Below are 25228 nucleotides of genomic sequence, written 5' to 3'. Positions count from 1 at the left end.
GTTTCTCGGAAATGTTCTCTTTTTTAGGGTGAGAAGCTGTAACCAAAATCCTATTCACATCTACTCATTTCTTATGAAATCAGTAGGGATTGAATCAGTATATAGTGTGACTCAAAGCGATCGAGAGGTAACAATGCTGTTAGGCTTCAAAACAGAATTGAAACTGAATAACAGGCAGCGCACTATGCTCGCCCAGCACTGTGGAGTAGCACGCCATGCTTGGAATTGGGGATTGTGGCCAACCAAAAACATTCTTGAGTATAACAAATCCCATCCCGATGAAAAACTTAACTTTCCCACAGCTATTGACCTGCACAAACTGTTAGTAACCCTGGTGAAATCAGAAAATCCGTGGTATTACGAGTGCAGTAAATCTACACCGCAACAGGCATTAATGGCTTTGCGCCAAGCTTGGAAGCGGTGCTTTAACAAGACTGCGGGAGTACCGAGATTTAAGAAAAAAGGGCGGCGCGACTCTTTCACGTTAGAAGGAACAGTCAAAATTTTGGGTGACAACAAAATCCAAGTTCCTGTAATTGGCGTTCTCAAGACTTACGAAAGGTTGCCACAAGTATTAACTTGCGTCTTGTACAATATCCCGTCAAGCTTCCAGGTGGTTTATCAGTTTCAGATTTGAGGTAGAACAGCAAGAGTCATGTCAAACAAGTATTGTGGGAGTTGACCTCGGCATTAAAGCATTAGCTACTCTTTCAACAGGTGAAGTGATGGTCGGAGCAAAATCCTACAAAAAGTACGCAGCCAAGTTGTCAAGAATGCAGTGGCTCAATCGCCATAAAACTATCGGCTCACGCAACTGGAAAAAGGCACAGCTTAAGATAGCGAGATTGCACGTAAAAATAGCTAACATTCGCAAAAATACGTTGCACAAGTTAACGGCATTGCTTGCCAAAAACCACGGCACAGTAGCGATCGAAGACCTCAACGTATCCGGGATGACGGCGTTGCATAAACTGGCTGCCTCTATTGCTGATATGGGTTTCTTTGAATTCCGACGCCAATTGACCTACAAGTGCAAGTTGTATGGCTCAAAACTTGTAGTAGTTGACCGATGGTTTCCATCCAGCAAAACTTGCTCTAATTGCTCCACCAAAAAAGAAACACTCGGACTTTCTGAGCGAGTGTTTGAATGCGGTCATTGCGGTTTTGTTATTGACCGTGATTTAAATGCAGCGATTAATTTGTCAAAAACCGTCAGTTAGACGGGGCTCGTGCCTGTGGACTGGTTAGTGCCGACACCGCCAGAATGAAGCAGGAAGTAAGTTTCACAATACTCAGGAGTAGATTTGTCTAGTTATGAGTAGTTGTGAGTAGGTCTTATGTAACGGATATTTCACCCGCGAGAAAGCCGGAATATTTATTTGCCTGTATAATATTGATCTCAGGTGCGATCGGCATATTTTGTAGCAGAGTAGCGAAATAAAAGTTAAGCTAAGAACTTGTAGGCGCTATCGGTCAAGCACTCTTTCAAAACTGGACAACCAGGTAGAAGCAGTGATAGATAGCTAGCTTTAATCCGTAACAGGATTAGCGATCGGCACAGGTTAAAATTATTACCAGGCGGGTACTCGCCTGCTCCAAGTTCTCAAGCTAAACCATTAAACAGGCATATTTTTGTTAAGCCAGTGTGGTTGGGAAAGTACCGGCTGATAACATTAGCGAGACAAAATTAACCCGATTATTCGGAGGCTCTTCATGAGCAAAATATTTGTTTTAATAAATTGGAACAAAATTGCTCTAGACCCGATCCCACTTGAGGAGGACATCTAGTGTCAAACTTAGTTCAACGCTTAGAAATAACCGCTCATCCGCAACTAGAAAAATCCCTCGGCTATCGAGGGGATAGTCGCTGGGTAGCTTGGCGCTGGGAACCCGACATCGACCAACTTATATCCAGCGACGGCAAAACAGTCGGCACTGGCAATAATATGGCTTGGCTGGTGTTTTTGCAGCACGATTTAGTCGATCCTGCGGTACAAGAGTACAACCTCGGCGAGGGCGATCGCTACTGGCTGCTTTTAGACACAGCAACTAGAAATCTCTACGTCGGCGAAGGGAAAACAGTTCAAAGTCTGCTCGAACAGCCGGAAAGTTTAGGTTTATTGGCCTGTCTCGATGGCGGGAATGCCGATCGACAAACTGGTGAAACTTGGCAGCAAACGCTATCTCAACTAACAGCCAAACCAGTTGTTCGCCACCTCACAAATGTCCTTCCTTTCGGTATCGCGGCCGCTTTGATAGGTGCTTTAGGCATCGGAACCGGATTGTGGGTAGTGCCGGCGGTGCAGCAGAAACTAGCCGAAAAAACAGCTTTTGTTTCCCCAATTAGTTCTGGCGCCAACTGCGGGCTTGGCGGTTCCGACGATTTTTCAGCTTATATCGGTTCCTCAAGCGGAAATAAAGAACTTCATTTAATAGGCGTTTACGAAGCCAATGCGGATCACAAGAACCGAGATTTATCACAAAGTGCGATCGAAGTCAAAGTAGAACGCCGAAACAAGCCCATTATTCTCGCACTTTCAGCCTACGAACCGGTGCAATGGAACATTACCGCCGAACCAGGGGCTGTTATCGAAAAAATCATCGTTAACGGATACCACAACCAAACTGTTTCAGGAGTTTCGGGAATTCCAATTGAAGAGCACAGCTACGAAGAAACCGGAGACAATCTCGGCGACTTTATCTACAAGTGGGGTGCTACCGCTGACAGTTCCAATACTTCTTCCCTCGTGACTAAATTGGAACAGGGAAACCGCACCAGTTTAACTTCTTTTCAAGGATGCTACAGAGGTAAGAACTTTAGGATTAATTGAGACCAGTGAGAGAGGGCGACAAGTTATACAATTTTCGATTTTCGATTTTCGATAAAAGAATTGGGAATAACTGATTCGATATGGGTTGGGAACTTGTTACAGTTCCGTTGTTTTTTTAACGAGCGTTAAAACCTATCCCCCTAAAATCCCAACCCGCGTCGGCGGGTTTTTTCTTGAGAGTTAAACTTATTCGCATCTCTATGGTATGATATGCGGTGGCGTCATTACCAATTCCCAATTCCCACAATACTAATAGATTTCTTATGAAATACTGGTACGAAACGCTCGCAGTAGCACAGCGGATTTTAATTGAATTGGGGAGGCGGCGACGCAGCTTAGTCTTGTGGAGTATTTTTCCAGTTTCTATCTTGATAATTAACGGTTTAATTTTAAAAGAACGCGCTAATCTCAGCACAGCAAAAGCCTTTGAAGTTGCTGCACCTGCAAGCTTAGTAGGAGCGGCTTTATTTTTTAGCTGTCTCGGTGGTAGCGTAGCAACAGTAGTAGCAGAGCGAGAACAGCATACCCTCAAACGCTTGTTTATTTCCCCGCTGAGCGGCACTTCCTACTTTTTAGGAATTTTCCTGGCTCACAGTTGCATCGGCATCGGTCAGGTAATTTTAGTATACACGATCGCCTCTTGTTTAGGAGCGCAATTCCAAGGCTCTATTCTGTTAGGATGTGCGATTATTCTGCTCAGTATTGTATCTTATGTAGGTGTAGGCTTTATTCTCGGCACCCAGTTTGCAAGGCGCACTGAAGATGTCAACTCGCTAGTAGCCGCTTTCGGCGTTCCTTTGTTAATTTTAGGAGGCGCATTTTTGCCAACTTCGCTCTTTCCCAAAAGTCTGCTGGAAATCGCCCAGTACAATCCAATCTATCACATGAACGAAGCGCTGATGGGCGTGTGGGCTGACGGCAAAGATTTGGCTGATATTTCCGAACACTTCTGGTATTTATTCATATTTTCTATTGCCATGATTGCAGGTGGATGGCTTTCTTACCGCAGGATGCTGAGAGTAGAAAGAAGACTTTAAAACTATCTCATTATATCGTAATTATTCATCTCTCTCTGCTCTGACTCTGCGCCCTCTGCGCCCTCTGCGGTTTAATCCTTCAGAAACAACCGTAAATATATAAAATAATACGGAGAATTAAAGCAGTGCTGCAAATAGAAAAGCTAAATAAGTCTTACGGCGAGCGTTCAGTGCTTCAAGATTTAACACTCCACATTCAATCTGGAGAAATTTACGGTTTGCTCGGGCCAAACGGGGCTGGCAAAACTACAACTATCAATATTCTATGCAATTTGCTAAATGCCGACAGCGGCCAAGTTTCCATCAATGGCGAACCTGTTTCCGAAGCTACAAAATTATTAATAGGTGTAGCGCCCCAAGAAAATTTGCTTTACAAAAGCCTTAGCTGCGAAGAAAATCTTAACTTTTTTGCTCAAATTTACGGCTTAGAGCGCAAACAGCGGCGCTATCAAGTAAGACACTGTTTGAAAGCAGTTAATTTGACAGATAGAGCTACAAGCCCGGTGGAAACTTTGAGCGGAGGAATGCAGCGCCGTTTGAATATTGCGGTGGCTTTGGTACACCAGCCTAAATTAGTAATTTTAGATGAACCGACAACGGGTTTAGATATTGAGGCTCGCTATGAAATTTGGGAGTTAATTCAGCGATTGCAATCGGAAGGAATTACAATTTTGCTGACAACTCACTTGTTGGATGAAGCTGAGCGGCTGTGTCAGAGAATTGGGATTTTGAAAAATGGCAGTATTGTGGCTGAGGGCAGTTTGGAGGAGTTGCAAAAACTGATTCCGGCTCAAGAAATTATCGTGGTAAAAACCGACGAAGAAGCTGAAGTCATCGCCCGCGCTAAACAATACAGTTTCATCCCCCGCCGCTACGGTAGCGATTTGGCTTTTTGGCTGCCGGAACGTTTAGAATTAAAAGAGATTATTTTGCTGTTCGACGGGATTTCTATTGATTCAATTGCTCGGTATCCGGTGCGGTTAGAACATATTTATGTCGAAGTGACTAAACAAACTGTATCCTAATCCGCGTCCATCAGCGTACATCCGCCACGGGAGTATTAAAACCAAAGAAACCGGGTTTTTTACTGAATCTGAAGGCTGTAACGCACTAAGCTGTCGCGCATTTAAATTGTAGATTCAGGGCGGGCTCATAGGCCCACCCCACAAGACTTTGATTTTTTTTGACAGACAATTTAAAGGCACAACAGCTTATTGTCGCAAAAACCCGGTTTCTGACCACCCTAGCGAATTTACACTGTCTTAGCCCACTCGATCCAAGTTTCCACCGGGCGGAAACCGACTGATTTGTAAAGCTTTGTCGCCCCCGTCAAACTGTCAGCATCGACGCTGAGTTTAGCTGTGTTTGCACCCGCTGCTTTCAACTTATGCAAACCAGCTAATAGCATCGCTTTTCCTAAACCCTTTTTCCGAAAGTCGCGCCGCGTACCCAAAAATTCAATCCAACCGTCTTTTGTGTCGCTGCGGGCGTTTTTTTGGGGTTTGATTTGACAGTCGCAGAAAGCTGCAAATTTGCGTGAAGCGAAGCTATCCCGCAGGGAATCGCCCGAAACAGCAATCAAATCTAATTCCGGCTGATAATTCGGATCTTGCATCCAGTAGCGCACGGTTTCCGCAGTTAAATCGTGGTGATTCCAGTGATCGATAAATGATTGGTTGAACATTTCTACCCAGGGTTGGATGTCTTGTTCTCCGGATACGTGTGTTAGCGCAAAATCTGCGGGAAATTCGGGTGTTGGTATGGGTTCGGCGAGGGATCGGGCCATTGTGAGAAAATAGCGATCGACCTCAAAGCCCTGTTTTTCTAACAGCCGCATCTCATCGGTTTTGTCCTCGCGGGTGTAGGTACGCAATTTCGCGGGCAAATTCCGTTCTTTCGCCACTTCGCGCAGCCGCTTTTCTCCCCACTTAATTATGTCTTTTTCTAAACCTTCGCTACGTAGATTTGGATGCACGTAAAACCAGAGACAAGCGTCAATTTCATTCTGGGAATCGGGCATATCTAAAAGTGACAAACCGATGAGTTTGTAATTACCATCTTCCCACAACTGCACGTCGCGGGCTTTGTCGAGTTTGGGCGCATCAAGTATTAGCTTGAGTTCAGTTGCTGAGACTTCTTCGCCGAGTCTATCTACTGCTTCGCAAGCATCGATTAAATTGGCGATCGCGCACCAGTCAGTTTCGCCTTTGTAACAGCGTGTTGTCAGGATATTCATAGAAAACTTGCAATCCGTAATTTCGGACTGTTCCTCTTAATTGGTATTGGCAAACAAGTACAGTGAATTTCTGGCAAAAATCCGAGTTTGCGATTGTTAACCGCAGATGCAGGCGCTTCGCCTTCCCGAAGGGTACGCGGATAAACGCGGATGTAATGCAGATTTATTGTGGTGTCGATAAAACTCAGAAACCTGTTTATATCACCCAGGCTTTCAGGTTTTATCTCATAGCGCAATCATAAAAATTGGTTTGCCCTTTTGGGCTAGTTTTGTATGTGAGTTTATGGCTGGATGTCGATGAGTCGCGCTCTCTTTCGTTACCAAGCTTGGTGCTTAAGTAACTACTATTGTTTGAATAAAGTTTCTACAGCTAAGTAAAGAAGTTGTCACCCCCACCGGGTAGTTGATTTTTACTTTGGCTCTGTTTTACAATAAATCCTTTTTCAGGGATTTTTGGCTCCTCCTGTTAACTCGCCCGATCGGAGGAGGGGAGAAGTTGAACTTATTTAAAAGTTCCCTATTTCAACTATAACCTGAGCTGTTTTTTTTGGCAAGTTTGAAATCGAGGGATTGTTGCTAGTATTAGCGATACGGGCATTTGATTGCAGGAGCGCTCCGGCTTTTAACCAGCCGTAACTGTAATTTTTATAACGTTTTTCCCTGAGTTGAGGATTAAATTTTATCCTAACGTTAAACTAACGTTAAACTGTTTTTTACAGATTAATATGAGGTAAGTATGCTCGACAACCTCGATTTAGATATTTCGCTGGATAAAGAAACCTATGATGCCAAGATAGAAATTTTAATGCAACAGTTGCGATCGCTCCAACTGGCCTGCTGGGAAAAAAAATTGCCCGCAATTATCGTCCTCGAAGGTTGGGCAGCCGCGGGCAAAGGCGCTTTAGTCAAACAAATGGTAGGGTATATGGACCCGCGGGGGTTTGCCGTCCACCCGATTTGGCCGCCGTCAGCAGCAGAAATGGGCTATCCTTTTCTGTGGCGGTTTTGGCAGAAACTTCCGGCCCGCGGACAAATTGGCTTTTTCTACCACAGTTGGTACACTCATGTTTTAGAAGACCGGTTGTTCGATCGAGTCTCCGAGGCAGAAGTACCGACAGTCATCAGGCAAATCAATGCCTTCGAGCGGCAGATGGTTGATGACGGCGCCGCAATTGCCAAATTTTGGATTCACTTGAGCAAAAAAGAACTCAAGCACCGGCTCAAAAAACTAGAAGACGACACCTTACAAGCTTGGCGAGTGCGACCCGAAGATTGGAAACAAGCCAAAAAATACGAAGAATACACAAGTTTTGCCGAAGAAATGGTAGCCCAAACCGGCACGGGTCCCGCACCTTGGACGCTAGTAGAAGGCGATTGTCAGCGGTGGGCGAGAGTCAAAGTTTTAACGCAAATGGCAGCGACAATTACAGAAGCCTTAGACAGACGAACGATGCAATCAGCACCGATACAATTGCCGCATCAAGAACACTTACAACCTACTGAACCCGACTTGCTGGCCCAAGTAGATTTAACTCAATCGCTGTCGCCCGACGAATACAAACAGCAACTTCGCGAGGAACAAACCCGTTTTGGGAAACTGCAACAAAGCATCTACGAAGAGGAAATCCCCGTGTTAGTGCTGTTTGAAGGTTGGGACGCCGCCGGCAAAGGAGGAGCCATCAAACGCTTGACGGACATCCTAGACCCCCGCAGTTACACGGTTAATGCCTTTGGGGTGCCGACAGACGAAGAAACAGCGCATCACTACCTCTGGCGGTTTTGGCAGCGGCTGCCGACTGCTGGTAAAATCAGCATTTGCGATCGTAGTTGGTATGGTAGAGTGCTCGTCGAGCGAGTCGAAGGATTTGCCACCGAACCCGAATGGCGCCGAGCTTATCAGGAAATCAACGAATTTGAGGAGCAACTCACCAGTTTCGGTTGTGTCTTAGTTAAATTCTGGCTGCACATCAGTCCTGACGAGCAACTAAAGCGGTTTACAGAGCGGCAAAACAATTCATTTAAACAATACAAACTCACTCCTGAAGATTGGCGGAATCGGGAAAAGTGGAATTATTATGAAGTGGCGGTGAATCAAATGATTCAGCGCACCAGCACGCCGGCTGCTCCCTGGACGCTAATTGCGGCCAATAACAAGTATTATGCTCGTGTTAAAGTAATTCAAACGGTAACGCAGGCAATTCGGAATCAACTGAAGCGCCGATAAATTGGGATTGGTGAATCGGTAACAGGTAATGGGGAAAAAAGTAGGCTGAACAAAGCAGGCTTGAATTGTCAATTCCACCTGCGGCGTCCTCGCTCCATTACCAATTACCAATCAACTATTACCAGTTATCAATTACCAATTAACTGTCAGCAATCTGTGACTGGAAGTAGCGGGCTTGCACCCTGCAACCAATAGTTGATAGCTGACCGGAATCGAGCATCAGGATAAATGCGATCGGACTGCGTTATTCGCGAAAGTTAAAAACCTACCGATGCCAGTATTTCCTACCGCGGCTAAATTCGCGCTCGTTTCCACACTTCCGTACTAATTTATGAAGACACAGAATATTGCAAGATGCCAGAACTGTTAGCTCGCATTCTATTTCTATTCCTCCTGTTCTCACTGATCAAATCGTGGTGGGATCAATCAGGAGGCAAAGACAATCCGTTATTAGACCGACTGCGCGTTTTGCTGCTGATCAGCCTTTTGTTCCTGGCTTTTTTTGCGCCAGACACGCCAGTAGGAGCCGCGATTTTCAGCCTAATAGCCTTCTTCTTTAAGCCCTTGGGTTTTTCCATCACTCTGCTGGTGATTGCATCGGCGCTGATCACGAACGGGGGCATCCGCAACCCGGCGCCGAGAATGATCCTGGCAGCGCTGCTAGTTTTGATCCTTTCGAGTATGCCAGTTGTCGCTTACTGGTTCGCCGAGCAAGCAGAACGGGACGCCGCCGCAGCCGTCCGGACAGTTTGCTGCGATGAAACCGCAGCGGCGATAGTTCTTCTGGGCAAGGGAACCACTCAGCCTCACATCCCCAACCGAGTAGCGATTCAACTGACAGATACAGGCAATCGCCTGCCCTATGCTGCCGTTTTGTACAGAAAACAACTCGCACCTATGGTCATCGTTACCGCTGGCCCGAGACACGAGTTGGAGGGTTATGTTGGTGAAGCCAAGGATATCGAGACTTTGCTGGCAAACAACATGGGCGTGCCGCGCAGCAGTATCGTGCTCGACGATAACGGCAGCAACATACGCACCAGCGCTCAAGAAGTGAGAAAAATACTCGACAGCCGGGGCGCCGCGCGCAAAGTAATCCTGGTAACATCTGCGATTCAGATGCGCCGTGCCAGCCTAGCTTTTGCGAATATGGGAATCCAGGTGATTCCTAGGGCTACCGACTTCTACACTTTTCAACCCACCTCAGGAGGGAGCTCCAGACTGCGTTTAGACGCGGGAGATTTTTTGCCTAGTGCAGAAGCTTTGGTAACTACGACGCGAGTATTCGATGAATATTTCGGGTCTTTCTATTACTATTTGCGCGGCTGGCAGGCTCCCAGGGCCTAAAGTGGCAAGTTGCTGGTGTTTTTCTTAGGCAACAGCGACTGCTCCCCAGATTGGTTTAACATCTGATGAGAAGAAGACCTTTGTGGGGAGCTGTATTTTCTCATTCCGGCGGGGTCGCCGACGATCAAGTTTGCCATGAATGCAAACAATACCCAAAAGATAACTGGCTCCCACTCGGATTTTTTGGGCTTTGTTTCAGGGGTTGTGACAGATTCAACGTTGACTTTGATGTCTAGTTTGCCTTCAATTTCTTTGCCTTTGAGAACTCCCTCCTTGCACACACCCTTAAAAATCATGGGAGCGGGCTTTGGTGCTTCTGCTTTCGCTTCATCTGACATTTTTTTATCCTGGTTTTGGTGAATCCGGTTGGATAGTACATTCTTAAAGGTTCGGGGGTTTTCCGGACAGGATTTGCCGAACTCTGAAAGAATTAAGTTAAATATGCACCCCGCCCCTTGCTGGGGCTTAAATATAAGAATCTGAAGGCATTTCCAGCTAGTGCTTGTTTGTTTTGGGTAGCAGCGTTGCCTTGAAGCTGCTAAGGAATGAGAATTAAATAACTTACACTCTTGAAAGTGGGGTGGGCTCTTATAGCCCGCCCAGAAAGGACGGGCTCATAGCCCCATCCCACAACAGTCATGAAAAGTGGATTTTATTTAATTCTCATCCCTAATTACCTATCTGGGTGAAGGGGAGGTTTTTATGCAAAGTACAGGTTTTTTTATGAAAAATTGTCAATAAATTTATTTGCTCCCTCCGATCCCAAACGTCAACAGCCTTAAATAAGCTGTCCCGCCTCTTGCGTTGTATTTTTCGGGCGGGCGGGACACCCCACAAAAATTTCATCAAATTATGAGCTTGCCCGATCTCACCTCAGAAACGCGGTTTATGCCAGCAGAGCACCCAAGTGACGCAATTCGGTTAATCAATCGGGTTGATTGCTCAATATCGCGCCAGGACTGCCAATCTAAAATCTCAAATAATCTAAATAATCGAGAGTGAAAATATCCACCAGCAAACTATCTTCCTTGCAACCGGAACAACTGGCAGCTTGGGCAAAAGAGGCCATGAATCGCAGTAAATCCGGTCAAATCCCCGCGTACATACCTCTCCTAGCGCGAGCCGACCGACAAGGGTTTGCCGTGCAAATTCGGGCAATTGACGGGCAAATTATGAGCTGGGGTAGCATTGCTCAAACATTCCCGCTGATGAGTGCAGTCAAGCCCTTTGTGCTGCTTTATTTGCTGTGCGAATTGGGCGAAAAAAGGGTGTTTGACTGCGTTGGCTGCGAGCCTTCGGAACTGCCTTTCAATTCCCTAACTCAACTCGAAATAGACCGAGGGAAGCCGAGAAACCCGATGATTAATAGCGGGGCGATCGCCCTAGCGTCTTTGATTCCCGGTCAAAATGCTGTGGCGCGCTGTCAAAACTTGCTCGATTGGTTAAATCAACAGGCAAACAGTCTGTTATTTGTTGACGAGTTAATGCTCGATTCGGTGAAGACAAATCCAAATCAAAATAATTGGAATCTTGCCTTGAAAATGGTAGAATCGGGTTATGTTCAAAACTCGGAAATTGCTTTAGAAACGTACAATCGCGTTTGCTGTTTGTCGGGAAATGTGGAGGATTTAGCTAAGTTGGGAATGGTTTTGGTAAATAATGGCGATCGACCAATGGGAGAAAACTGCCGTACTGTCAAAGCACTGATGGCAACTTGCGGTTTGTATGAAGCATCGGGCCGCTTTGCGCTGCGGGTGGGACTGCCGGCTAAGTCGGGAGTTAGCGGGGCAATGCTTTCGGTAATTCCGGGCCAAGGTGCGATCGGCTTTTACAGTCCGCCCCTGGATAAAGAGGGAAATTCTGTCGGCGGCTTATTTCTGTTAGAACAAATAGCTAAAACTCTGCGGCTGAGCGTATTTGATTAGATGAGATTGCACTTTGATTTACCCTTTAATTTACGCAAAATATTGGCAATTAGGAAACAATATAATTCCGTAGGGGCGGGTTTTACCACAATATCTAATCAGTACAAACAAGTTTTATAAACCCGCCCCCACACCGCTAATAATCTACATTAACCAACACGGGCGATCGCCTGAAAAAATGTATATTTCGATTTACCGTGGGGCGGGGGCGGGTTTTTGAGATTATTTGTTTGAGGCGTAGATTGTCGAAAAACCCGCCCCTACAACCAATATTTTAATTCGCCAGTAGGAAGTAATTGGGCCTAATTAACAGGACATAATATCACAACTAATGACCAATGCCCCATGCCCCATGCCCCATGACTAATGCTTTTCGCCCAAAATAGCATAAACCACAGTCTCTTCTTTTTTGCCGCGCAATTGAATCGATCCTACTTTTTGGCCTTCGTAGCGATCGCGCACGTAAGCAAAAGTCCTCGCCGTCACCAACAAATTAAAAGGACTGTCAGAAACAATTTCCTTATTCATCGCCTCCAATCTAGCAGCAACGTTGACAGCATCGCCGATCACAGAATAATTCAAACGCCGGGAACCGCCCACGCTACCAGCAACTAACTGTCCGGTATGCAAACCGATGCCAAACTTAATTAAAGGTTTGTGTTCGCTTCTAAGCTGCTGATTAAGTTGGTGCAGCCGTTCGTGCATCGCAATACAAGCCGCAACTGCATTCAAAGCATCTTGTTGAATTTCTCGATATTCGGTATGGCAAAAAGGCACTCCAAAAACTGCCATAATTGCATCGCCGATGTATTTATCTACAACGCCGCCGTGATCCATAATACAGTTAGTCATCGCTTCCAAATAATTGTTCAACCAGGTGAGTAAATCTCGCGGTCGCATTTTTTCGGAAATCGAAGTAAAACTACGAATATCCATAAACAGCACCGTTGCTGTAAGTTCTTGAGGTTCGAGTTCTCCCTGTTCAAATATCTCCGCTTTGCGTTGCCAAATAAGCTGAGCAGTCTCTGGATCGACGTGCTTTTCAAATAACCTCATCAACTGCTGCTTTTCGTACTGTTCCCGCAGTTGCAAAGCAGTGCTAGATAAAATGAGAGTGCCGATAGGTGCGGCAATCGGCACCCACCAAAAAAAGAAGCCAAATAACAAAGCAGCAGCCGCAATCCAAATTATAGGCAAACCGAGAGCGATCGCAATTCTCTCTTGAACACCTCGGTTGCCCAGAACCAAAGCGGTAAGCGGGCCAATCCCCAACAATAACAAAATTTCTACGAGTACCGGCAGCCGCCGCAGCAAGCGTTGATTGAGCAAATTGTCAATCAACGCTGCATATAAATAAACCCCAGCCGTAGTCTTGTTGAGAGGTGAAGAAATCGGGTCGAAACCGGTAGCAACTATGCCCACTAAAACTAACTTATTGGTGAGGGCATCTGCGGGAATGTTACCTTCTACGACATCAACAAAAGCATAGGTAGGTAGATTTTCTGTTGGCCCGGGCCAGTTCACCCAGGCTTTTTTTTGGGGCTTATTTTTTGACTGTGGGAGCAATACTGGATCTTGAGGATTAGCAGCATTGTACCTGTGAATCATGGCTAAACCGAAATTAGGAACCCCGTTGAGAAAGATTTTTGAGACGCGGGTAATACCGTCGCTATCGGCTTCTTGGCCGATGTGGCCGACACCTGCGGCGGCTGCTTTTAAAGATGCTACGGGTTCTTCTTTAATGGTTCTAGGGAGTACAACTTTGCCGTTGGCGACAATTGCAGCGGCTAAAATATCATCTTTCGGACTCGGATCGAGGAAAAGAATGTCAAAACCAACGGCTGTGGGGGGAGATTTTTTCAGCGCTTCTAACAGTTGGGCGTAGCGGTTGCGAGGCCAAGGAAATTTACCGTATTCCTGCAAGGAATGCGGTTCGATCGCAATTACCGCAATTCTATGATCCCATCCGGGATTTGGCAAAATTCGCGATTCTCGAATTTGAAATAGCGTTTTGTATCCCAAATATTCAAGCGGTTTCCACATTCCCAATTGCAGCATGGCTACAGACATTATACCTGCTATGGCACCTGTCATCCAGGGAGGATTTGTAATTATATATTGCCGCAGGCCGATCAGTTGATTTTGTTTGAGATGATCGATCCATTTTTTGAACTTCATGCAATTAATTTGACGCAAAAATTGACATTCGAGTCCGACCTTCGAGAGGAGTGCAAGTCATTCGATTTTAGATTTTAGATTTTAGATTTTAGATTTTGGATTGATTCCACGGATAAATCACGTGGCGGGTACCATCAAAAAAGTTTTGGTCATGAAGTTTTACAATACCGTAAGGGCGAAGGGTTGGTGCAAAATTTATTGATTTTGACTAATCTGTTGGGCATCTAAATTGTATTTTTTGACGGGCGGGACATCCCAGAATAATTGCATCAAACTTAAATGTAAGATTTAGATGCACCTGGGCTGAGGGAGTTTCAGCGCGAAATGCTTCGCACTTACACATGATAATCAACCCAGATAGGACTTACGATCTAACTCACTTCCTCAGAGACAGCCCGCGCATTTTAGTCTGAGATCGGTGGTTTAGGGAACGGCGAGGCTGTAATGCCGTTCTGTGACTGAGGGGCCTCGCACTACGATTTTGAGGCGGCGGCTTGGCGGTAAAATTCCTTGGATTTTGAAGTTGCCCTTTCGATCGATCTTAATCTCTTCGTTGTGGACATAAACTGTGTCGATCGGGTTAATTTGACCGCTGAGGCGATAGATATTGCCGCTGAGTCTCAACAACCTGCGGACTTTTAGTTGAGCTAGGCGAGGGCTCGCTGAGGGCGCCACGGGCGAGGTTTGAGGGAAAATAGTCGTGGCGTTGCCGCTGTTGACAACTACTTCGGATTCGGTGTTGCCGGATACTGCGACTGCACCTTCAATAGTTTCGACTGCGGTTTTGCCGCCGCCGACGCTGACGCCAAACGAGGTGCCGCGAACTCCGGCAACGCCTTCTGGGGTTTCAACCCTGACTGGGGCGTTTTTGGCCGAACGGGTTTTTTGGGCAATTTGACTGGATTTGCCGAGTCCGCTGAAGGTATTGAGGGCGACTATTTGGTTCGGCGGGATAATTGTTGAGGTGCTGGCTGCAGGAGTTGCCGCAGCAGTTTTGCCGATCGACAACCTGACTCGCCCCCTGCTGACAAAAATCGCTGTGTCTTTTTCGCCACCTGCACGGCTTGACAAATTGGATATTCTGACTGCTGTTTTTTCGGCAACTTCCACTATGCCGATGTTGTTGTCGATGCCTAAACGGGCTGTGGAATCGGGGCCGGTGATGATTTCGTCTCCGGGGGCGAGCAGCCGATCGCCCACTACCGCCGGCCGCCCTTTAAAGCTGACTGTACCGCGAATTTCTTCTATTTCGAGCGATCGTCCGGCCGCTGTTCCCTGGGCGTTTATCGTCTCTGCTGGGGATAAATTCGCCGCCGCTGTTGCCGGATTTTTGGGAGATTTGGAGGCGGTTGGCTGTGCTGGCTGTCGAGCGACTGAGACAATTTTAGTAGTGTTGGACGGCTGTTTGGGGGATGGAGAGAGCGGACTGGCGATCGTCCCGCGAAAGGGCGACAGACTCGCCAGCACAGCCAAGGACAAACTTAGGAGCGGAATTTTGGTCGATCGCCCACACGTAAAAATTTTATTCATAATTTCAATTTTGTCATATTGAAGTTCCTCGACTTCATTTCCTCTATCAGACGGCATACATCCGGAAATCGTTCCATTTTTTATGCCGTAACACAGCAGCAAAAATAAACTTTGTCAGCCTGAAAGTTTAGCATTAAAACTTTTTTTTAGTGTCAGAGTTTAGTAAACTGTTACAACATGGCAGTTTCCTAAACTCTGACCTTCGGAATTTTGTGCAAAGCTGGCTCAAAGTGTTATCCAGCCTCAATTTTCGCCGATGTCAACGTTAGAGAGGGCAGATTTATATATAGCAAACATAAAATTAATTACTGCTGGTGAAGGCCTTTTGGCTTCTGGCGGAAGGATGACTAATTTGGGATAAATTCTGTAGTTGTGGCAATTAATAAAAAGATTCTTTTAGCGAAGCGATAAAAAATAATTATCTAAGTGGTGCGGAGGAAGATTGCAGTGGAGCTTGCGACTGGGAAACCTGATGAAGCAAACTCAAGGGAATCAGGGTAGACGATCGACCAACTCCGACTAGAATACCGTCTTTTAGGGAAAGTTGGTGGAAATTTCGATGGAAAATCATAGGGAGCGATCGCCTGCTGGCGTTGCTGTTCGGAAGTAGACGCCAAACTGTAAAATGGACGGTTGTATATAGGTTATATAGAGCAGGAGAACAATTTCAGTGGCAATAGAAGTAGGTCAGAGAGTGAAGGTGCGCCGTCTCAGAGATCGGATACCTGCAAATATGGTGGGCAAGATAAAGGAGAATCCAGTAGGCACTGTTGACGGATTCAAAATGGTTGACGGTAGCGGAGTAGGCGTGGTTGTCAAGTTTGACGGTTTTGCGACTTGGTTCTTTGAAGATGAGCTAGAAATCGTTTAACAGATGTTGAAGGAAGAAGGAAGAAGGAAGAAGGAAGAAGGAAGAGGAAAAATTTTCCCAATTCTTCCCCTCTCCCACTCTCCCACTCACCGACTCTCCTCTTCCTCCACTCTCCCCCCTCCCCCACTCTGGCTGAAGGTTGCGCTTAAATGTTAAAGAGTAAGCTTTGGCAGTGAGAACAGAAAATGGCTTTGATTTTGACATTTTTGGGCAAAGGCGGCACTGGCCGCAGTACGATCGCGATCGCAACAGCTAAAAAATATGCGGCTCAAGGCAAGCGAGTTCTGCTGCTGGGCCAAGATCCGGGACCGGGATTGGGTATTCTGCTAGGGGTTCCTCTGACTCTCAACCCCCAGGAAATCGCCCCCAACCTCAAAGCAGTTCAGGTGCAAAGCGCGCCGCTGCTAGAACGCAGGTGGGACGAAGTTAAACAATTAGAAGCTCAATATGTCCGCACTCCGTTTTTCAAGCAGATTTACGGTCAAGAATTAGGAGTATTACCCGGAATGGACAGCGCCCTGGCGTTGAACGAACTTCGGGAATACGAGGACAGCAAACAATACGATGTAATTGTTTATGACGGCACCGGCGGCATGGATACGCTGCGGATGCTGGGAATGCCGGAAATTTTGAGTTGGTATATCCGTCGCTTCCGTCAAGCTTTGGTAGATTCGGATTTGGGTAAAGCTTTGTCGCCTTTTATTCAGCCGGTTTTCAGTACCGTGTTGACTGTGGATTTGTCTGGGGATAATCCTTTTCAATCTACTAAGCAAGTCGATAATCTTTTGGATAAGGGTAAGGAAGCGCTGGCAGATCCGAACCGCACGGCGGCTTTTTTGGTGACGACTGGGGATGCAAGCGCGATCGCAACTGCCCGCTATCTTTGGGGAAGTTCTCAACAAGTTGGTTTGACTGTGGGCGGTGTCATTGTCAATCAAGCATCGGTTACAGAAGCTATTACTGCCGATTTCGATCCTTTGACCGCTGTTTCGGTTCCGGCGCACAGTGACAATAACTGGCAGCCGCTAATTGATGCTTTGCCAGATTTTTCTGAGGCCGCAAAAGCTCCTAAACCCATTAACATAAACATTGCACAGCGTCAAGTTAGTTTGTTTTTGCCTGGGTTTGACAAGAAAGAAATTAAATTGATTCAATCGGGGCCGGAAGTGACGATCGAAGCGGGGGATCAGCGGCGCAATATTTTGCTGCCTCCGGCGCTGACTGGCAAGTCTGTTACTGGTGCTAAGTTCCTGAATGGTTACTTGATTATTTCTTTTTAGTGGTTAAGTTGTAGGGATTTTGGGTGCAGTTTGGGAACGGGCATCTTGCCCGTTCCACATTTTTAGGAAAAATATTTAGAAGTTTAGACTTGTATCCCACATTCCACACCCTGGGGTGTCATACAGCATAATTACGCAGAAAACTATATCTTCAAAGTAACAAATTATGCCTTTAAAAAGTTATTTATCCGTTAATGGTATTACAGTATGATTTATAGTTTTATTGCTGGCTCAAAATAAGTAAAAACCGATAGTGACAGTTGAGGGTGCGGAATGTGGGTTGTATTGCAAGCATTCGCTCTCATCTCTTAAAAATATCTGCGTTTATCTGCGTTATCTGCCTTACATCGGCGGTTTTTGTATCAAGCAAAAATTTATGCAATAAGTCTTTTAAGCAGGTGAAGCCGCCCGTAAAAGGTGGTCGGGAATACGCTCGCGGTTCGTCTACAATAAAATAAAGTCATTAGCCAATTTGGGGAAACAGCAATGGTTACACAACTGCAATCTCCCGACAAATCAAATATCATCTATCCCGACGACAACGGCGAACCCATGTCAGACAATACTGAGCAATTTAGATTAATCGTCTGGCTCAAGGAAAACTTAGAATTGTTATTTGCTAACGTTGCTAATGTTTTCGTAGCAGGAAACTTGCTATGGTATCCGGTAGAAGGAAATAACAAAATTTCCCAAGCACCGGATGCAATGGTAGTTTTCGGTAGACCAAAAGGATATCGAGGTTCTTACCAACAGTGGAATGAAGATAATATTGCGCCGCAAGTGGTGTTTGAAATTTGGTCGCCGGGAAATCGCCTCACTCCGATGATTCAAAAGTTCAAATTTTACGAACGCTACGGTGTGGAAGAATACTATTTATTCGACCCGCAAACATTAGAATTGACAGGATGGCAGCGGGTTGAGGAAGAATTAGAAGCGATCGAACAAATAGACGGTTGGATTAGTCCCAGACTGGGCGTGCGCTTTGGATTGTCTGAAACCGGACTCGAAATGTTCGGGCCGTCGGGAGAACCCTTTGTGAGTTTTGTAGAACTCGCTCAACTGATCCAGCAAGCAGAAACGCGGGCACAGCAGGCAGAATTACGGGTTCAGCAGGCAGAAGAACAGGTTCAGCAAGCAGAAAGTTTGTTGGAACAAGAACGATCGCGATCGCAAGCTTTAGAATTAAGACTCCGAGAAATGGGAATCGACCCCAATGAATTGTAATTGCAACTCGTGCAAAAACCCGGTTTCTTCAAGAAACCGGGTTTTTTAAGACAATTACCTAACTTTTACCGTTGCCGTTTCCATTTCCGTTAGTCGTTAGCAACACCCGCTTAGCTAAAGGTTCCGGCACTTCTTGCAATCGATCGAACTCCCAATTAAAAAATCCGACTCCCATTGTCTGCGATCGCAATTCTACGATCAAATTCTGCATTTCTGCGATCGGCAAATAAGCAGAAACTGCATCCCATCCCTTCCAGTCTTTTTTACCTTCGTAGCCGAGAATTTGGCCGCGGTGTCCGCTGACCAACTGCAACACCTTTGATGTACACTCGTTCGGAGCGCAAATTTCAACTTTGGCGATCGGCTCCAGCAATGCCGGTTCGCACTTGGCCATTCCCTCCTGCATCGCCAAACGCGCCGCTTGCTTGAAAGCTTGTTCGGAACTGTCAACGGTATGGTAGGAACCGTTCGTCAGCGTCACCGCTACGTCTACCACCGGGAAACCCAGCGGGCCGCGATCCAAATACTCGCGCACTCCCACTTCCACGCCGGGTATATACTGTTTTGGGACGACGCCGCCGACTATTTTGTCGCTAAACGTGAAACCTTCTCCGCGAGGCTGCGGTTGAATGTCGAGGTACACGTCGCCGAATTGTCCGTGCCCGCCGCTTTGGTGTTTGTAGCGCCCGTGGATGGAAGATGCTGGTTTGCGGATGGTTTCTTTGTACGGCACTTGCGGTAAGTGAGTTAGCATCGGCAAGTTATACTTGCGGCGCAACCTGTCTAAGGCTACTTTCAGGTGGATTTCGCCTTGACCCCAAAGTATAATTTCGTGAGTGTCGCCGTGCTGTTCCCAGACTAAAGATGGGTCTTCTTCTAGCAATTTAGCTAAAGCGGAGCTCAGCTTAACTTCATCGTTGCGCTTTTCTGGGGCGATCGCCAGTGCGTAGACAGGCGGGATGATTTCGGCTTTTGGCAATTCCTCCGATCGGTCGATCGCCAGCGTATCGCCTGTTTTCAAGCCTTCTAGCCTTCCCAAAGCCACAATTTCCCCGGCGCTGACAGACTGCAAACTTTGCGTTTGCTGGCCGGTCAAGCGGTACAAACCGTTAACTCGAACCCCGTTCAAAATTGCTCCGTCTGCCAGCGTCCCCCGCCACATTCTCACTAACGATAATTTGCCTCCCTGGGGCGTGTAATAGGTTTTGAGGATTTGAGCCAGAACTTTGTTTTCACTTAGTATAATCCCGCGGCGATCGGCTGTAGTTTCCGGTGTCGGCGCTTCCCTCAGCAAAGCTTCCAGCAGAGGCCGCACGCCGAAATCTTGTTCGGCGATGCCGATGAATACTGGCACAATTAAATCTGCGCCTAATTCCATCTTTAAATCGCGGGTAATTTCTTCGGCGTCGGGATTGATTTCTTCGAGCAATTCTTCGAGTAAATGGTCGTCAAAATTCGCCAATTCTTCGAGCATTTGCTGCCGCGCAGCGCTTTCTTGTGCTTTGAGGTGTTCTGGAAGCGGGACGGGCTCTGCGGCCGCGCCCGGACGGTAGTGGTAAGCTTGTTCGGTTACTAAGTCGATAAAACCGATGATTTGTTCGTTTTTGCCGATCGGATATTGGTGAGGTACGATCGGTCTGCTGGAAACCGATTTGAGCGCGTCGAGCACGTCGGTGAAGTTGCTGCAGCAAGTAGTTTCGTCAGTGCAAGCCCGATCGATCTTGTTGATGAAAACTAAGTGGGGAATTTCCCAATCGTCGAGGAATTTAAACAGGGGTGCGAGGGTTAAAGCGCGATCGGCAACCGGTTCGCAAACTATTATCGCCGCATCCACACCAATCAGCGCATTGTAAGTTTCTTGGACAAATTCTACCGATCCCGGACAGTCGAGAAATGTGAAGCGGACGCCTTCATATTCAGCGGTGGCGGCGTTTACTTCTACGCTCATTTTGCGATCGCGCGCTTCCGGCGAACTATCACCTATTGTGTTCCCATCTTTGACATTTCCTTTGCGGGTAATTGTCCCTGTCACCGACAGCAAACTTTCTAGCAGTGCGGTTTTACCGCTTAAATAAGGGCCAACAATTGCAACGTTCCGCGCGGCCCCAAGGACTTTTTCGTTCATATTGCCTCCAACAGAAAACTTGTTTTCCATTGCTCTTGGTGCAACCAGTTCTATACCATTTTCTAGACTTTTTCTAGGTTAATTTTTATTGCATTTTCGAGCAATTTCAGATTTTGGTATGATTCTATACTTTTGACGCTAGCGTATTTTGAGTGACGAAAACACAAATTGTAGTTTTTCTTAATATTTTTATTTTTTAACCGCAGAGAACGCAGAGAACGCAGAGGAAGAGAAGAGAGAGACTAATAATTCCGATGAAGGGCGGATTTGATATCACTCTTCCTCTGTCTCGATTGGTCTAATTTCTGAGGAGTCGCAAACCGCTTAAGGTTACTATTACTGTAGATCCTTCGTGGCCGATGACGCCGAAAGGCATGGTGATATTTCCGAAAAAATTAGCTGCCAATAACAGGACAATGCAACTGAGTGCAAAAACAATGTTTTGTTTGACAACATTTTGAGCGCGGCGGCCCAAACTAATTGCTTTAGCTAGTTGCTCTAACTTATCTGCCATTAATACGATATCTGCAGTTTCTAAAGCAACATCGCTGCCGGAAATTCCCATCGCAATGCCCGCGGAAGCTTGAGCGAGGGCGGGGGCGTCGTTGATGCCGTCTCCCACCATTGCTACAGTTTGATACTGGGTTTGCAGTTGTTTAATTGCCTGCACTTTGTCTTCTGGCAAAAGTTCGGCGTACACTTCGTTGATGCCTAGTTGGCGGGCGATGTGTTGAGCTGTTTGCTCGTTGTCGCCGGTTAGCATAATTATATGTTCTACGCCTAATTTTTGCAAGTGTTTTACCGTTGCTGCTGCTTCGGGGCGGATGGTATCTGCTACTGCAATGATTCCTAAAAGCTGCTCGCCTTTTGCCACCCAAACAACGGTTTTACCTTCTGCTTGCAACTGCTGGCTGATTTGACTCAATTCGGAAGTTGCTTCGACAAAATCGGCTTTACCAATGGCAATAATTTGATTGTTGACTTTGCCGATAATTCCTTGACCGATTTTTGCTTGTACATCGGTAGCCGTGGACAATTGTAACTGTTGCTGCTGGGCGGCGCTGACAATTGAAGAGGCGATCGCGTGTTCGGAATGGGCTTCTAGGGCGGCAGCTAATTGCAGAACTTCTGTTTCAGTATATCCGATGGCTGGTACAATTTGGATAACTTCGGGTTTTCCCGTGGTGAGAGTTCCGGTTTTGTCAAAGGCGATCGCCCTGACTTTACCAATCATCTCTAATTGCGCGCCGCTTTTAAACAAAATCCCCTGTCTCGCCCCGTTAGCAATTCCCGAAAGCAGCGCCGGCATAATCGAAGCCATCAGGGCGCAGGGGGACGCGACTACTAGGAAAATCAGCGCCCGATAGATTGTCTCTTCCCAATTCCAGCCCAAAACAAAGGGCGGCAATGTTGCGAGAAGCAAGCCTAAAGCGACAATTAATTTGGCATAACCGCGCTCGAATTTTTCCACAAACATTTGAGAAGGCGGCGCTGCTGTTTGCGCTTCTTGAACCAGCCGAATCACTCGCTGAATTAAGCTGCTTTCTGGAGTTTTATGAACTTCGAGTTTCAGCGCGCCGGCACCGTTAATTGTACCTGCATAGACTTCATCGCCGCTGGTTTTTTCCACGGGCATCGATTCGCCGGTAATCGAGGCTTGATCGATCGCGCTGCAGCCTTCAATAATTATCGCATCTGTGGGGATGATTTCTCCGGGCTTGACTAAAATGCAATCGCCAATTTCCAATTTGTCGATCGCAACTTCCCGTTCCCCGCCGTACATTACCACCCTAGCAGTATCCGCAGTCAAACTCATCAAACTGCGGATGCTGCGTTCAGTCCGCTGCATAGCATAACCTTCCAGCGCGCCGCTAATTGCAAAGATTAAAATCAGCACGGCGCCGTCAACAATTAAATGATATTCTTGCCGCCACATCCCCAAACCGGCCGCGCCCAAAGCAGCGACAATCATTAACAAATCTACATCTAATTCGCGTTCTTGAAAAAGCGTAGTTAAGCCTTCGCGGGTGCTGGAATAGCCGCCGATAACATAAGCTGCGGGTAAGATTAACGCGGCTACACCCAGCCAGCCCAATTGCAGGGCTAGCGAACCCAAGATTACTAGAATTCCGCACAGGGCGGCAGTCACAGCATCGGGGTGTTCTTCGGCGAGGCGCCCGAGGCGAGAAATGGGGAGGGAATTGGGAGTCATTGGGGAAATTTGATTTGGTAGAATGACTCCTTTAGCCTAAACTTTGACATTAGTGTCAATGTCAAGAGTGAAACCAAAATAAATTCAGCATCAACGAGGGGCGAGTTGAGTCCCAGAGTCCGACAGGGAATGAATTCCCTGTCTCATAGCGCAAGTCCTCTGGAAGAGGACTGAAGAGAGTTGAGAATTGAATTTAATGTTTGAGTCGGTTAAAACCGAGATCTTGCACCATTCTCAATTAGCCGTAGGGGCGGGTTCGCCAACAGCCTTAAAGCTTGCAAATAGGTTCTATAAACCCGCCCGACCCCACGAAAAATCCTCTTATTGATATTGCTGCAAGATGTCAGTTTTAACCGACTTCTGCTATGAGACGGGGGATTTATTCACTCCTAGGACTGCGGGTGAATTCCAGAACCAAATATACAGTCCCAAAATTCCCAAAATCCCATGCCATAAGAATAGTTGAGTCCCAGAGTCCGACAGTCCGACAGGGATTGAAATCCCTGTCTCATAGCGCAAGTCCTCTGGAAGAGGACTGAAGATGGCTGAGAATTGAATTTAATGTTTTAGTCGGTTTTAACCGACTTCTGCTATGAGACGGGGAATTGATTCACTCCTAGGACTGCGGGTGAATTCGAGAACCAAATATACAATTTCCAAATCCTAAAATCCCATGCAATAAGAATAGTTGAGTCCCAGAGTCCGACAGGGAATGAATTCCCTGTCTCATAGCGCAAGTCCTCTGGAAGAGGACTGAAGATGGCTGAGAATTGAATTTAATGTTTTAGTCGGTTTTAACCGACTTCTGCTATGAGACGGGGAATTGATTCACTCCTAGGACTGCGGGTGAATTCGAGAACCAAATATACAGTCCCAAAATTCCCAAAATCCAATGCAACAATACCTGACAATCAAACAACTTACAGAAGCGGTAAAAGGCACAATTACCCCTCGGATGGTGCGACACTATCACGCATTGGGGCTGCTATCTCCGGCGGTGCGATCGACCTCTAACTACAGATTGTATACCCGCAGCGACGTGCAAAGACTGCAAAGAATAGTCGCACTCAAGCAGCAAGGCTTTCAACTGTCTCACATCCGCAAACTGTTAGAAACTGATGCGGATGCTTCCCCTGACGCGCTGATGGCGACTCTGCAACGGCAATATCTGTCGGTTATTCAGCAAATTGTTCGCCTCAGAGAAACTGCTTCGGCGCTGGAAGGATTGCTGGGGCGGGATATTTCCTGTCAAGCGGTGCAAGCGGACGCCCTGGCGCAATTAAGGCTGTTGCAGGCGGAAACTGAGGGGGGGTTGGATGAGTTGGAACAAATTTGGAAGGGTTGGGATGCGGGGGCGCACACTCACCCGGAGGATTTTGGGGAGTCGCTGCAGCATTTGTTGCCGGATTTGCCCGATCGCTCGGAAATTGAGGTAGACTTGCTTTCAAAACTGGTGTTAGCCTGCGGAGATTGTTCGCTGCTGCCGTTTGTGAAGTTGAGCGAAACGGCGATTAAATCGGCGCGGGAAGCTTTGAAAAATCAGTGTCAAATTGTGGCTGATGTGCCGCCTGTTTTTGCCGCTTTGGATGGGACTAGATTGGCGCATTTGGGAACAAGTATTGCAACTTTAATTGACGATCCGCACATCAATGCTGCGGCGGAAGCGGAACAGGAATTCTGGCAGCAGCGTGAGTGGTTTGATAAGTTGTTGAAACTGGAAAAAGGATGTATATTGGTGATAGGATATGCGCCGTCTGTGCTGATGGCGGTTTGCGAGGCGATCGAGTGCGGGCAACTGCAACCGGCTTTGGTAGTTGGAATGCCGATCGGTTTTAGTCATTCTCCGGTGGCGAAACGGCGGTTAGTGCGATCGGGCGTTGATTATATTACAACTGTGGGAACTTTTGGCGGCGGGTTGTTGGCGGCGGTTGCTTTGAATGCTTTGGTTGAGTCTTTGATTGAAAAGCCGAATTGTCACTGTCATCTGAATGGAAAATTGGCTTGAGAAAAGCGTACAACTCAAATTCTCCTGTATAGGGATTTGTTTGATAGCGCAATTCTGACTTCAACCTCGTTCAAAGTTGACTGTTGTCAGTTGACTGTTGAGTGTTTGGGCATTTGAACAATACCGATGCAACCGGAAACAATATCACCCACAAACAAGATTTGGATTCTATTTTAACCTAAAAATTTCGGAGATTCCAGCCA

18 protein-coding genes are annotated in these 25228 nt (G+C 46.7%); 12 read left to right on the top strand and 6 right to left on the bottom strand.

From position 1 onward, the window contains the following. Positions 1 to 73 precede the first annotated feature (73 nt). The 5 genes from OSC7112_RS40765 (at position 74) to OSC7112_RS05690 (ending at position 4893) form a co-directional block, all read left to right on the top strand. Complete coding sequence (locus OSC7112_RS40765; RefSeq protein WP_223300766.1) at positions 74 to 637, top strand: RNA-guided endonuclease InsQ/TnpB family protein; 564 nt, start codon at positions 74 to 76, stop codon at positions 635 to 637. Continuing rightward, positions 594 to 1220, top strand: a complete 627-nt coding sequence (locus tag OSC7112_RS40760; RefSeq protein ID WP_317623949.1) for an RNA-guided endonuclease InsQ/TnpB family protein — start codon at positions 594 to 596, stop codon at positions 1218 to 1220. Before OSC7112_RS40765 ends, OSC7112_RS40760 begins: the two co-directional genes overlap by 44 nt. Positions 1221 to 1787: 567 nt before the next feature. Then, positions 1788 to 2831 (top strand): hypothetical protein, encoded by a 1044-nt coding sequence (locus OSC7112_RS05700; protein WP_015175010.1) that lies wholly within the window; start codon positions 1788 to 1790, stop codon positions 2829 to 2831. A gap of 263 nt (positions 2832 to 3094) precedes the next feature. Beyond that, the gene (locus OSC7112_RS05695; RefSeq protein WP_015175009.1) at positions 3095 to 3868 is read left to right on the top strand and encodes an ABC transporter permease; all 774 of its coding nucleotides are present in this window, start codon (positions 3095 to 3097) and stop codon (positions 3866 to 3868) included. Between the two features lie 125 nt (positions 3869 to 3993). Then, positions 3994 to 4893 carry an ABC transporter ATP-binding protein gene (locus OSC7112_RS05690; protein ID WP_015175008.1) on the top strand — a complete coding sequence of 300 codons (900 nt, stop codon included), beginning with the start codon at positions 3994 to 3996 and terminating at the stop codon, positions 4891 to 4893. 227 nt (positions 4894 to 5120) lie between these two features. Here OSC7112_RS05690 and OSC7112_RS05685 read toward each other — a convergent pair whose 3' ends face one another. Next, positions 5121 to 6104 (bottom strand): GNAT family N-acetyltransferase, encoded by a 984-nt coding sequence (locus OSC7112_RS05685; RefSeq protein ID WP_015175007.1) that lies wholly within the window; start codon positions 6102 to 6104, stop codon positions 5121 to 5123. Positions 6105 to 6840: 736 nt separating this feature from the next. On the opposite strand from OSC7112_RS05685, the gene pap reads away from it, so the two are divergent. Together pap and OSC7112_RS05675 are read left to right on the top strand one after the other, a co-directional pair. Continuing rightward, positions 6841 to 8328 (top strand): polyphosphate:AMP phosphotransferase, encoded by a 1488-nt coding sequence (pap, locus tag OSC7112_RS05680; RefSeq protein WP_015175006.1) that lies wholly within the window; start codon positions 6841 to 6843, stop codon positions 8326 to 8328. A 354-nt stretch (positions 8329 to 8682) separates the two neighbouring features. Further along, on the top strand, positions 8683 to 9675 hold the full coding sequence (locus OSC7112_RS05675; RefSeq protein WP_015175005.1) for a YdcF family protein: 993 nt from the start codon (positions 8683 to 8685) through the stop codon (positions 9673 to 9675). Here OSC7112_RS05675 and OSC7112_RS05670 read toward each other — a convergent pair. Continuing rightward, positions 9672 to 10013, bottom strand: coding sequence for a hypothetical protein (locus OSC7112_RS05670; protein WP_015175004.1), 342 nt, complete (start codon positions 10011 to 10013; stop codon positions 9672 to 9674). The two genes, OSC7112_RS05675 and OSC7112_RS05670, sit on opposite strands and share 4 nt — an antisense overlap. A gap of 660 nt (positions 10014 to 10673) precedes the next feature. Here OSC7112_RS05670 and glsA point away from each other — a divergent pair. Then, complete coding sequence (gene glsA, locus OSC7112_RS05665; RefSeq protein WP_015175003.1) at positions 10674 to 11600, top strand: glutaminase A; 927 nt, start codon at positions 10674 to 10676, stop codon at positions 11598 to 11600. 363 nt (positions 11601 to 11963) lie between these two features. Here the strand turns inward: glsA and OSC7112_RS05660 are convergent, their stop codons facing one another. Together OSC7112_RS05660 and OSC7112_RS05655 are read right to left on the bottom strand one after the other, a co-directional pair. After that, the gene (locus OSC7112_RS05660) at positions 11964 to 13778 is read right to left on the bottom strand and encodes a CHASE2 domain-containing protein (protein WP_015175002.1); all 1815 of its coding nucleotides are present in this window, start codon (positions 13776 to 13778) and stop codon (positions 11964 to 11966) included. A gap of 423 nt (positions 13779 to 14201) precedes the next feature. Further along, positions 14202 to 15308, bottom strand: coding sequence for a FecR family protein (locus tag OSC7112_RS05655; RefSeq protein WP_041622938.1), 1107 nt, complete (start codon positions 15306 to 15308; stop codon positions 14202 to 14204). 670 nt (positions 15309 to 15978) lie between these two features. Here OSC7112_RS05655 and petP point away from each other — a divergent pair. The 3 genes from petP to OSC7112_RS05640 all read left to right on the top strand — a co-directional run bounded on the left by petP (position 15979) and on the right by OSC7112_RS05640 (position 18683). Continuing rightward, entirely contained in the window at positions 15979 to 16179 is a 201-nt protein-coding gene (petP, locus tag OSC7112_RS05650) for a cytochrome b6f subunit PetP (protein ID WP_015175000.1), read from the top strand. Positions 16180 to 16364: 185 nt separating this feature from the next. Further along, positions 16365 to 17459 (top strand): Get3/ArsA fold putative tail anchor-mediating ATPase NosAFP, encoded by a 1095-nt coding sequence (locus tag OSC7112_RS05645; RefSeq protein ID WP_015174999.1) that lies wholly within the window; start codon positions 16365 to 16367, stop codon positions 17457 to 17459. A 486-nt stretch (positions 17460 to 17945) separates the two neighbouring features. Further along, positions 17946 to 18683 (top strand): Uma2 family endonuclease, encoded by a 738-nt coding sequence (locus OSC7112_RS05640; protein WP_015174998.1) that lies wholly within the window; start codon positions 17946 to 17948, stop codon positions 18681 to 18683. A 58-nt stretch (positions 18684 to 18741) separates the two neighbouring features. Here the strand turns inward: OSC7112_RS05640 and OSC7112_RS05635 are convergent, their stop codons facing one another. Together OSC7112_RS05635 and OSC7112_RS05630 are read right to left on the bottom strand one after the other, a co-directional pair. After that, the gene (locus OSC7112_RS05635; RefSeq protein ID WP_015174997.1) at positions 18742 to 20808 is read right to left on the bottom strand and encodes an elongation factor G; all 2067 of its coding nucleotides are present in this window, start codon (positions 20806 to 20808) and stop codon (positions 18742 to 18744) included. Between the two features lie 298 nt (positions 20809 to 21106). Then, positions 21107 to 23020, bottom strand: coding sequence for a heavy metal translocating P-type ATPase (locus tag OSC7112_RS05630; protein WP_015174996.1), 1914 nt, complete (start codon positions 23018 to 23020; stop codon positions 21107 to 21109). 892 nt (positions 23021 to 23912) lie between these two features. Between OSC7112_RS05630 and OSC7112_RS05625 the strand changes: the two genes are divergently transcribed. Further along, on the top strand, positions 23913 to 25025 hold the full coding sequence (locus OSC7112_RS05625) for a precorrin-8X methylmutase (RefSeq protein WP_015174994.1): 1113 nt from the start codon (positions 23913 to 23915) through the stop codon (positions 25023 to 25025). Positions 25026 to 25228 lie beyond the last annotated feature (203 nt).

This window comes from Oscillatoria nigro-viridis PCC 7112 (genome assembly GCF_000317475.1).
Classification (GTDB): Bacteria; Cyanobacteriota; Cyanobacteriia; order Cyanobacteriales; family Microcoleaceae; genus Microcoleus; species Microcoleus nigroviridis.
The sequence above is the reverse complement of the archived record's forward strand: the minus strand, read 5'-3'. Positions and strand labels throughout refer to the sequence as shown.

Excerpts from the sequence above, each read along its gene's own strand:
- OSC7112_RS05655 (WP_041622938.1), bottom strand. The coding sequence starts at position 15,308 with ATGAATAAAATTTTTACGTGTGGGCGATCGACCAAAATTCCGCTCCTA.
- OSC7112_RS40765 (WP_223300766.1), top strand. The coding sequence starts at position 74 with ATGAAATCAGTAGGGATTGAATCAGTATATAGTGTGACTCAAAGCGAT.
- OSC7112_RS05625 (WP_015174994.1), top strand. The coding sequence starts at position 23,913 with ATGCAACAATACCTGACAATCAAACAACTTACAGAAGCGGTAAAAGGC.
- OSC7112_RS05630 (WP_015174996.1), bottom strand. The coding sequence starts at position 23,020 with ATGACTCCCAATTCCCTCCCCATTTCTCGCCTCGGGCGCCTCGCCGAA.
- pap (WP_015175006.1), top strand. The coding sequence starts at position 6,841 with ATGCTCGACAACCTCGATTTAGATATTTCGCTGGATAAAGAAACCTAT.
- OSC7112_RS05675 (WP_015175005.1), top strand. The coding sequence starts at position 8,683 with ATGCCAGAACTGTTAGCTCGCATTCTATTTCTATTCCTCCTGTTCTCA.
- OSC7112_RS05670 (WP_015175004.1), bottom strand. The coding sequence starts at position 10,013 with ATGTCAGATGAAGCGAAAGCAGAAGCACCAAAGCCCGCTCCCATGATT.
- OSC7112_RS05640 (WP_015174998.1), top strand. The coding sequence starts at position 17,946 with ATGGTTACACAACTGCAATCTCCCGACAAATCAAATATCATCTATCCC.
- OSC7112_RS05645 (WP_015174999.1), top strand. The coding sequence starts at position 16,365 with ATGGCTTTGATTTTGACATTTTTGGGCAAAGGCGGCACTGGCCGCAGT.
- OSC7112_RS05695 (WP_015175009.1), top strand. The coding sequence starts at position 3,095 with ATGAAATACTGGTACGAAACGCTCGCAGTAGCACAGCGGATTTTAATT.
- OSC7112_RS05660 (WP_015175002.1), bottom strand. The coding sequence starts at position 13,778 with ATGAAGTTCAAAAAATGGATCGATCATCTCAAACAAAATCAACTGATC.
- OSC7112_RS05635 (WP_015174997.1), bottom strand. The coding sequence starts at position 20,808 with ATGAACGAAAAAGTCCTTGGGGCCGCGCGGAACGTTGCAATTGTTGGC.
- OSC7112_RS05685 (WP_015175007.1), bottom strand. The coding sequence starts at position 6,104 with ATGAATATCCTGACAACACGCTGTTACAAAGGCGAAACTGACTGGTGC.